Annotated in this window: 8 protein-coding genes and 1 pseudogene; 4 read left to right on the forward strand and 5 right to left on the reverse strand. The window is 54.4% G+C overall.

Features of this window, described 5'->3' with window-relative positions:
* Positions 1-373: 373 nt before the first annotated feature.
* Entirely contained in the window at positions 374-787 is a 414-nt protein-coding gene (locus MU521_RS21010) for a TRAM domain-containing protein (protein WP_092695818.1), read from the reverse strand.
* Positions 788-905: 118 nt separating this feature from the next.
* Here MU521_RS21010 and MU521_RS21015 point away from each other — a divergent pair, with 118 nt between their 5' ends.
* A complete protein-coding gene (locus tag MU521_RS21015) occupies positions 906-1,067 on the forward strand; it encodes a hypothetical protein (RefSeq protein ID WP_175452975.1) in 162 nt (53 codons plus the stop codon).
* Between the two features lie 8 nt (positions 1,068-1,075).
* Here the strand turns inward: MU521_RS21015 and MU521_RS21020 are convergent, their stop codons facing one another.
* A complete protein-coding gene (locus MU521_RS21020; protein WP_175452976.1) occupies positions 1,076-1,231 on the reverse strand; it encodes a DUF7837 family putative zinc-binding protein in 156 nt (51 codons plus the stop codon).
* Positions 1,232-1,735: 504 nt separating this feature from the next.
* On the opposite strand from MU521_RS21020, the gene MU521_RS21025 reads away from it, so the two are divergent.
* Complete coding sequence (locus MU521_RS21025; protein ID WP_250864844.1) at positions 1,736-2,515, forward strand: outer membrane protein assembly factor BamB family protein; 780 nt, start codon at positions 1,736-1,738, stop codon at positions 2,513-2,515.
* Between the two features lie 1,694 nt (positions 2,516-4,209).
* Positions 4,210-5,277 carry a hemolysin family protein gene (locus MU521_RS21030; RefSeq protein WP_092695770.1) on the forward strand — a complete coding sequence of 356 codons (1,068 nt, stop codon included), beginning with the start codon at positions 4,210-4,212 and terminating at the stop codon, positions 5,275-5,277.
* A 274-nt stretch (positions 5,278-5,551) separates the two neighbouring features.
* Here MU521_RS21030 and MU521_RS21035 read toward each other — a convergent pair whose 3' ends face one another.
* On the reverse strand, positions 5,552-6,889 hold the full coding sequence (locus MU521_RS21035; RefSeq protein WP_175452971.1) for an ISH6 family transposase: 1,338 nt from the start codon (positions 6,887-6,889) through the stop codon (positions 5,552-5,554).
* 460 nt (positions 6,890-7,349) lie between these two features.
* Positions 7,350-8,411, reverse strand: a complete 1,062-nt coding sequence (locus MU521_RS21040; RefSeq protein ID WP_175452970.1) for a helix-turn-helix transcriptional regulator — start codon at positions 8,409-8,411, stop codon at positions 7,350-7,352.
* 125 nt (positions 8,412-8,536) lie between these two features.
* On the opposite strand from MU521_RS21040, the gene MU521_RS21045 reads away from it, so the two are divergent.
* The gene (locus MU521_RS21045; RefSeq protein WP_092695766.1) at positions 8,537-9,088 is read left to right on the forward strand and encodes a hypothetical protein; all 552 of its coding nucleotides are present in this window, start codon (positions 8,537-8,539) and stop codon (positions 9,086-9,088) included.
* Between the two features lie 282 nt (positions 9,089-9,370).
* Here the strand turns inward: MU521_RS21045 and MU521_RS21050 are convergent.
* Positions 9,371-9,493 (reverse strand): annotated as a pseudogene (locus tag MU521_RS21050) (IS630 family transposase); the annotation flags it as partial.

The raw sequence follows: 9,493 nt of genomic DNA on the forward strand, positions 1-9,493 counted from the left end.
AAGCCGACGCATGATTCTCGATGAGGAGGCTCTGTTGGACACAGCTATCGCCTCCTCATTCCTCTCGAAAAGTAGCCTCGATAAGCCGCTGCTGTCACGCGGTTTCTCTCTTAGCTAAAGACGGATGATTGTAATAGTTGGTGTAGTTGTGATCTTCATAGCAGTCGTGTGGGAACAGTTGTTCGGCTCCTGATTAATCGTCAGTCACATATATGGAGTATGGCAGGTTGACAGTAGTTGAGACCGGCCATCTCAATGCATATGCTCGAACCGATCAGTTTCATGAACTGGATTGTTGGCAGAATCCTCAGTCACCAACTGTATTCGTGCCCTGTTCGAGAAGCGGGGGATGGGATACCCCAGCGTCGGGATCTTACTCGTAGTAGTCGAGACGTTCGACAACCTCCGCGAAGGCAACATTTCTCTGAACATCAGTGATTTCGACGGTAACGCGTTCGCCTTGTTTGCTCTCAGGGACAATGACGACGAACCCACGCTCAACGCGAGTGATGCCGTCACCCTGGTCGCCGAGATCTTCGATTTCAACAGTCCGTTGCTCCCCCTGTTCAACGGGTGGTGTCTGTGGGGTATGCGTGGACTGGGAGGTAGCGTCTGTATCGTCGGTATCGTCGGCTGTCGGTGCGGCCAGCACAGCCACACGATACGTTTTGCCGGGTTGGAGCTCACCAGTCTGAACTTCTTGCTCTGGGATTTCGATAACAGCCGAGCCATTGCGTTTCTCGACAGACGCAGAGAACAGACAGCGAAGTTGGTCAGGAATATCCATCAGTCGTAACCTACACCGCTTGTCTGGCGGAAAGCACTTGATTCTACTCCCCAGCAATCCGTCAGACGATCTCGGAGAGATGGTAAGCCACAAATCCGTGGAATCGCATCAGCCGATGATGAGCGAGCGCCCTCCCCTCAAAGAACAGGCAGCAGACCATCTCAGGAAAGCCCTCGACGCGGATGATCCCGATACGAAGAACTTCCACATCCGGAGTGCGCTCCAGTTCGAGGAGTGCATCGAGGCGACAGACCAAGCTGACCACCCTCACGCCGACTGACGTTGGGATTACTGCTCCGGCGCGACGACATCGTCACACACCGGACACTCAGCCCAAATGCCCTCGCTGCCGTCGTCCTTCTCGTATTCGACAAGGAGCCACGTCTCGGGGATCTGATCGCCACAGTCCGGACAGCGACCGAGAGATGATTCGTCGGTGCTCATACAGGGTGGAAGGAGCGTGTGACTGGTTCCTTCCAGGTGATAGTGGAACGTCCGCAAATGTAAGCGTTCGGCAGACGGTCGCTCTCCGGGACACCGTGTTTCCGGTGAACTGAATGGTCCACCATAGCTGAGTCACAATCGTCCAAAGTAGAGAAACGATGGATGTCCGGATAGTTCTCGTGAAACGGTCCGCCAAAGGTAGTCGTAGAGTGCCAGCTTGTGGGCCAACGTTTTCCCGAATATTGCGGAAGGTCAGGGTATCATTGAACAGTTCCCAAGATGGTTGATTTCAACAGCGCCGGGGACGAATCTCCTGCTCAGTGAGTGTGCGGACTGACAGTGTCACAAGACTGTCTTGACTGCTTTGAATATCTCGCTAAACCACAATATATAGGTCGGTTTGGAAGATGAGTCAGGAATATGAGTGGTTGTTTCCGACGAGACTTGCTCAAGTACAGTGCAGTACTGGGAGCGGGTAGCCTCGGCCTCACGAGTGCAACAAGCGTGCGAGCCGCGGCTGGCAACCAACAGTGGGCCTTCCAGACTGACGATGACGTGTCCTCGTCACCGACGGTAGTCGACGGCACCGTCTACGTCGGGAGTTGGGACGGCAACCTGTACGCGGTGGATGCGGCCTCGGGTGACAAACAGTGGGCCTTTGAGACAGGATACTACGTGGGATCGGCGCCGACGGTGGCCGACGGCACCGTCTACGTCGGGAGTAACGACGACACCCTCTACGCGGTGGATGCGGCCACAGGCGAGCAACAGTGGGCCTTTGAGACGACCGAACCGGTGGCCTCGTCGCCGACGGTGGTGGACGGCATCGTCTACGTCGGAGGTGGCGACTACAACCTGTACGCGGTAGATGGGGTCTCGGGTGACCAACAATGGGCTTTCCAGACTGACGGGCCAGTATGGTCGTCGCCGACGGTGGCCGACGGCACCGTCTACGTCGGGAGTCACGACGGCAACCTGTACGCGGTGGATGCGGCCTCGGGTGACCAACAGTGGGCCTTTGAGACAGGCGGCAACGTGGCAATAAGTTACGTGAGTTCGTCGCCGACGGTAGTGGATGGGACTGTCTTCGTCGGGAGTCGAGACGATAATCTGTACGCAGTGGACGCGAGTGATGGGACCGAACAATGGCGCTTTGAGACAGGCGGCAACGTGGACTCGTCGCCGACGGTGGCCGACGGCACCGTCTACGTCGGGAGTGGCGACAACAATCTGTACGCGGTGGACGCGAGTGATGGCATTGCGTTGGCTGTGATGGCAATTTGATCGTCAGAGATGCTCGTCGCAGGTAGCGCTCATCCGATTGCCAGAATCAGCGTTTCTGAAACGCCTGAATTCGGGCGCACACCCTAAAGGCAGTTGTAGTCGGGGACAACGCAGGGACAGTCTGTGATAGTGATTATCGCGCTAATCAGAAGCTGCTCGTTTCGGATCATTGACGTACTATATCGACTCGAAATAAGTCGGAACAGACGCTATCAGAACCGCATAACCACTCGAAATGGGGGGAGGGGCCACCCTCAGACTCACAGCAGACCATCTTCTAACTGAAGGTGGTTATAAAACAGCCATATGGCCCCTGAAACCCTGAATCTCACTGGCGAGAAGATCAGCTACTCGTGATAGCACTGCCAAATACCGGAGGGCTTAGGAAACACTCGAGACATTGGAAACGGGGCTACCCAGATAATATTGCCGGGAAATTTGAAATGGTAGACTGTCGAACATATCCAGCAAGTTCCGGTCGAAACCAAAGAAGTGTATGACATATGAAACAGTGTGAATGGGGAAACTGCCAGTGTCCCCCCCTCAAACACGACTCGTTCGGGATGGAAAATCAAAGTAGCGTATCACCCGGCTGGTCGGGAGGAGTCTACGGACGACACAAAAGGGAGGCCACGGCGGGGATACCTGATGTCAGGGTGGGGAGAGGGGGGATGGGGCAGGCGTGGTGGGCGGTCTACCACGGATCCGAAGGGCAGGTGACAGCGGATCGGAATTAGTAGCTCAACGGGGACCGTGCACCTCCCAGACGGCCCTACTACGGGACCAATAAAAACAGCCAGTCCTCAGTTTCTGGCTCTGAAACACAGAGAGGAATGAATACGCTACGTGCCTGCCGAAGCTGACCAGCGTAGCTATAAGTGACTGTCAGACGTACGCATACCTATCCAACGATGATTACGCGCCTCCGGAAGGTGCTAACAGACACGACACGTCTTGAAACACGCTACGAGTGTCGCCACTGTGGAACAGCGGTCGACACCGCTCAGGAGCGCTGTCCAGCCTGCCAATCACACGAAATCGGCCGCTATCGCATATAGCGCCCATACGCCAAACTGCCATTCACCACCTACCCCAAGCTATGTGGAACTCTGATCAAGCGTCGCTCCCAGCGTGGATTCAAGACGCCTACGACGATCTCGCGCCACACTTTGAGGACCCCTCTGACGAGCTTTCCCAAGAACGAGCCCGTGAGCTGCTCGTGACCGAGTCCGACGCTATTGACGAACCCGCCGACGCCGACTATGCACTCGACAGACTGATCGACCGCGGTTGGCTCTACGAGGTCGATGATTCGCTTCGCAAGACCGACTGATAGTGATTCTTGCGGTTATTTTCGTGACCACGTCACAGGAGTAGTCACGTCCCGGGCTGAATCCGACGAATCGTGACTCCCTGGCGGTAAAGACTCGCAATAATCACTATGAGTCCTTCTCGAGCGTGTATCGGGCATTCTCACGAGATCCGTTTCATCAATAGCTGGCTGAATCGTCCGCTCACGAAGCGTGTAGACTAACCGCTGCGAAGATTCCCCAGAGAGATTTGATATTTAAACTGGTATGCAAAATGCAACGCGCGTATCTTGTGACCTGGTTGTGCCTGTGTACCGTGCTTTTTGTGTCTTCGTCATTGTCTCAATGTGAACTATTTTCTGTCTACTGTCAGTACGGCCGATGATGGAACCGCTCGAGATCGGACTACGGATTTTCGGTGGAATCGTTCTTATCGGGGTGAACGCCTACTTTGTTGCAATCGAATTCGCCCTGACCCGTCTCAGGCAGTACCCCAAATCCGAGCTCAACACACCCGGACTCGAACTTGCCTGGGATATGACCAACGACTTGGAATTTTATCTGACGACGTGTCAGGTCTGGATCTCCGGGACCAGTATTGCACTGGGGATTATCGCCGAACCCGGACTCGCAGCCCTGTTCGAACCGCTGTTCGAGAACACGACCCTGGCATCGATCGGGGCTGGTTCGCTCCTCGGATTTCTTCTTATCAACCTAGTCCATCTCACCCACGGCGAGCAGACGCCGACGTATCTCGGCGTTGAACGCTCCAAACAGGTCGCCCAGTATGGAGCACGACCACTGTACTGGTTTGCCAAGATTCTCGCTCCGGCCATCTGGGTCGGTGACTCGGTTGCAAAGGCAACACTCGGCCTGTTCGGCATTGAGATGACCCAATCATGGACAGAAACCGGTGAGGAAGTAATCAAAACCCGTGCAGACCTCCGGAACCAGCTTGGATCGGTACTCAAAGAGGGCGAGGTGGCTGAGGACCGCCGTGAGGAAGTGATGAACGCCTTGGCCATCGGCGAACAATCGGTGGAAGAGGTTATGATTCCGCCCGAGGATATCGTGGCACTGTCTACTGAAGACGATCTCGAATCGAACTTCGGGAAACTCGAAGAGCACCCACATACGCGGTATCCGCTGATTGGTGAGAACCTGACCGACTTCCGTGGAGTCGTCTACAGTCCAGCGCTGTTCAACCACCGCGAAGAACTGTTCGCCGGTGACCGCGAGTTCACCGAACTGGCAGCACCGCCGATGACGCTCTCACCCGATACCGACGTGAGTGATGCGATCGATCAGTTCCAGACGGAAGGGCAGGAACTCGCGCTCGTCATCGAGGAGGGCGATGTGGTCGGGCAGGTGACTGTCACCGACTTGGTAGAGACCATTATTGGCGAGGTCGAAGACCCACTTGATCAAGACGACCCCGACATACTTGAGTGACAAGCAATCCGGGGCTGTGGCATAATGTAAGAGTTGATATGCAACGACGCACCGTTGAGTCGTGAGCAGACGGGACGAATGGCGACACCCACCGCACCTTATGTGTCAAAGAGATGCAAAGAGAACCAATCCTGCGACGACAAACTGAATTAGACCGAGAGCGGTAAAGAACGCGCCAATGACACCAAACCGCTTGATCGCGTCCGACTCGTCCCCGGCGGTGATATGTAGGTCAGAACTAATTCCCAATATGTGGGTCGCGTCGGAAAACCGTTCAGACTTCACCCCCATTCGCTGTGACCGACACGCTACATCGTATCTTTCCGTGAGTTGACCGCCGGAGGAACTCATCGAAGAACTCGTGGTAGTAGTCGGGATTGGAGTATTTCGTGAGGGACAACTGCAACAGCGCATCTAACCCTTCTTCGCTCCACTGCATCCAGTCGCGCTTGCATCGCTTGGCCACCTCCCCCATTGCTCGTTCGACAGGGTTCGAGGTCCACGGCACCTCGAACCCGTCTGTCGCGTCCTCAGCAAACGTCACCATCGAGTCCAGACCACGCCGAAGATACGATGCTGCTTTCGGCGAAGAGAGTTGCTCTAACTGCCATGCTGTCTTCTCTATCCGCTCTTTCGTTCGGGCGATCCGCTTGCGGATCGCCGAATACTCCTCCCGCGGACGATGCTTCTCGACAGAGTTCTTGAGGTGGAACAACTCTCCAGCGACCTCCGAGATGATCTCTTTACGGTCCTCCAGTGAAAGTACTTCGTCGTCCCACAGCTTGTACCCAAGTGTGCGCGGAACGTGAGACAAATCGAGTTGGTGATCCCGGTTTTCCGCCTCAAAGGCCGTTACAAGACTGGTTTCGGAATCACTGACGACTTTCGCGTCGTCAGTGATCACCCCAGCAGTGTCCAGGGAATCTGCAATCTCGCTCCAGGGAGTGTTCACCGAGACATCAAGCAGTGATCGTGACGCTGCTTCAGTGTCTTCTGCGAGCGTTACTCGTACATCGTGGTACTCACGGTCCTCGTCTTGACTGTAACAGTTGGTTCCGTCGGAGATAACTGTTTCCGCTTCAGACCCGGCAATGCGGCTGGAAACGAACTCTGTGAGTTTCCTGCCGCAGTCGATCACGCGGTCGCGGATTGTGTCCTTTGAGGGCGTCCTTTCGAGGTCCTCGGCATGGGAGGCTGCGTCGCGGTAGGAGAGAGTCGTCGCAAGATCAACTGTTTGCTCAGCGATATCCTGCTGATATCGCTTCTTTCCGTTGAAATCGACGACTTGTTCGATGGGGCGGAAGTGAGCCTTCTCCTCGTCAGCTGCCGCAGTGTCTTCGACGTAGTCAAGGGAGAACTCGTGTTCGCCAGCGGTAGTAACTGCCGTGCGAGTCTTTGTTGTCGAACGTTGGAATCGGTTGGTTCCGTTCCCCTGTGCGTGTTTTTCGCCACAGTACGCCTCAACGAGTACGTCGTTGAGGCTTTCGATGATCGCTTCGAGCAGCGTCGATTCGAGACGCTGCTCGGTCAGAAACTCCGCGAAGGCGGCAAGTGGGTACTGCTCAGTTGGGTCAATGGTCAGAACGAAGTGGATCGTGATCGTAACCTCGATCGGGGACTCATTCACGTTCACCAACCAGTCCCCATTCCTTCAAGGAGTCAGCTACGACTTTGTTTCAGCGACTGCCCAACCGCTTCTGAACGATTTTCCGACGCGACCCAATTATTACAACGTGACCAATCGCGGTGAGCGGGAGCTGGAAGCTCGACGTGACTGGGAAAGTCAGTACCTCTGATGCCGAAGTTGTGCATAATACGGGCTAATTCGATTTATCCACATATTCTACTCACACCTCTCTCAGGCCTCTCTGTATTGTCTGTCGTAGTACGGAGGCCCCAGACCAGTGGAATATGCTCTGTTGAGTAGCGATCTCTGAGTGAGGGGTGAAATGAGACTGATATTCAGGCCACGGATTCCAATGGCTAACAAGCCAACTCAGATTCTGCCTGCCCACCGGATTACCGCTATTCAACAGAGCACAACAATCCTCTACAGAAGAGCGTAATTTCAGTTATTCGACCATCGAACCGTCATACTCCCAGTTTCCACCACCGTCATCATCCCTGATTCGGTCAAATGGAATGAACTCATTTTGAATGTCTTCATCAGTTCTTGGGTCGTCGAATAGTTGCGCGACTACACCCTCCTCCTCAACAGAAACAACGACACGGGTGATGGTTCGCGACCCTCCTCCTGGACCAAACATTTCTTTTCGACGCTTCAGGACATCACCCTGTTTAATCGTGTCCATATCGTACATCGGGCCCGTTCGCTCTTCAGGTGGAAACCCGCTCACGTCTACTGGCTCTTCGCCGACGTCGCGGCGCTCAATGTTTGCCTTCTTTCGGATGGCAGCCTCGTAGTCCTGTACACTGATCTCGTCACGCAGTACTCGGACTTCGTCAAGTGTCTCCTCAGGCACCTTGATAGGGTCGTTAAGCGTCTCATCGTAACCCTCTACGGGTCGTGTCTCGTCGTGCGGATTTTCGAGGATGTAGAGGAGTGCCTCATGGAGGCTATCGACACCCTCGACAGTCTCCTTCACCTCCCACAGGTGCGACTTCAGTGCTTCAGAGATTGTGATTGTGGTTTGAGTCTGAGTACTCTTCGGCGGTTCGGTCCGCTCTATCCACCAAACTTTCGAGGTCGCACCGGCCTTCAGCGAACCTACCCACCCTCGTTCCTCAAGTTTGCGAAGGCGGTTGTACACAATATCTTGGGTCTCACCGACTTCGTCAGCTATGTTGCCTGAGGTAAGCGGCTCATCGCGATTGGCTGCTCGGGCGAGCGACCGGAGGATTTTCGGGTCCTTCGTTGACTGAAAGTCGGACGGATCAATATCAGAATCGCTAATTTCTGTGTTGGGGTCCGGAATCCACCATACCCGTGAACGCCCACCAGCCTCCTTCGTTGCTACCTCGTCAAGCTCGTGTAGCTCTTTGAGGCGATTGAACACCGTGTCGCGGTGGCACGGGAGACGGTCAGCGAGGGTGGAGGCAGTTTCGGGTTTACCCGGCTCCACCTCAGCCAGCACGTCGCTACGCGTCACTTTCCGGTCTGGTCCTCGGGTCATACAGGGTGTTAGTGGCCTGGGGTTATTAATTTTTCCACGTATGTATCTATACGTGAGATAGGTGGAATTACGTGAACTTAGGTAGAAAGAGACAAGTATAGCTGGAGACTAGAAAGAGATGTATGATGCAGACAGAACTGGAAGGCGATTGGATTCATGTTGAGCGAAGCGTCTCGGACGAAGCAGGACAGGATATAATCAGCATGGCGGTAAGGGCTGGAGGTGACGGTACCAATAACGTGTCACTCAGCGTGAGTGGGGATGAATCATCCTTCAATGGGATGTTGGCAGACTCACGAATACCCGAATATATTGAGATAGTGATTAATGATGAGGCCGATGACGACACTAGAGGAGATTCACTGCCGGACGACTTCTTTGATCGGCTAAGCCCACGGCAGCGGATTTTCTTAAAAATCTTGCTGGAGCATGATGAGCCGGTAACAGGTCCAGATATTCGAGATGAAATGCGCAACAAATATAATCAGGACGTAGCAGACAGCGGGTCAGGGACCGCTGGTATCATCTCCGGGATTACCCGCAAGTACGGCAAAGGCTTCCGAGATGACTTGCTCCAGGGGACGGTGAGTCATCATAACGACGAGGGGAGCAGAATATTTGAGCACTGGATTGGAGACAAGTACGAAGAAGAGCTTCGAGACCACTTCGATATGTGAACATCCAATTATCTGATAGGGATATTGATTGAGTATCTGTCTTCAGGGAGACAACCAAGGACATCCTCGTCACCACCTCCTTACGGGTGCGTGGGTTCAAGAGGGCGAACCCATCCCGGTCAAACAGCCAGCAGAAGACCCTGGCGCCGTCTCAGCAGTCGAGATTGTAGAGCCCCGTGGGTGCGTATTCGCAGACACACTGAGCGGCAATCATTCCATCTTGAATGGAACTGAACGTCTGTGATGGCTTCTATGACTAACTTTTCCGGTGCTTCCTAATACTCAAGGACATAAGTACGTGAAGATATTCGGAGGCTCGATGTCATCAAGCGCAATGAGTGCAGCCTCACGAAGTTCATCTAATGTGTCGAAGAGACGGTTTCCAAGAGACTGATCGAGCCGTCG

This window comes from Halorientalis regularis (assembly GCF_023698535.1).
GTDB lineage: Archaea > Halobacteriota > Halobacteria > Halobacteriales > Haloarculaceae > Halorientalis > Halorientalis regularis.

What these genes read in the sequence shown, in the direction of transcription:
- MU521_RS21010 (WP_092695818.1), bottom strand. Translation starts at nt 787, where the DNA reads ATGGATATTCCTGACCAACTTCGCTGTCTGTTCTCTGCGTCTGTCGAG.
- MU521_RS21015 (WP_175452975.1), top strand. Translation starts at nt 906, where the DNA reads ATGAGCGAGCGCCCTCCCCTCAAAGAACAGGCAGCAGACCATCTCAGG.
- MU521_RS21020 (WP_175452976.1), bottom strand. Translation starts at nt 1,231, where the DNA reads ATGAGCACCGACGAATCATCTCTCGGTCGCTGTCCGGACTGTGGCGAT.
- MU521_RS21030 (WP_092695770.1), top strand. Translation starts at nt 4,210, where the DNA reads ATGGAACCGCTCGAGATCGGACTACGGATTTTCGGTGGAATCGTTCTT.
- MU521_RS21040 (WP_175452970.1), bottom strand. Translation starts at nt 8,411, where the DNA reads ATGACCCGAGGACCAGACCGGAAAGTGACGCGTAGCGACGTGCTGGCT.
- MU521_RS21045 (WP_092695766.1), top strand. Translation starts at nt 8,537, where the DNA reads ATGCAGACAGAACTGGAAGGCGATTGGATTCATGTTGAGCGAAGCGTC.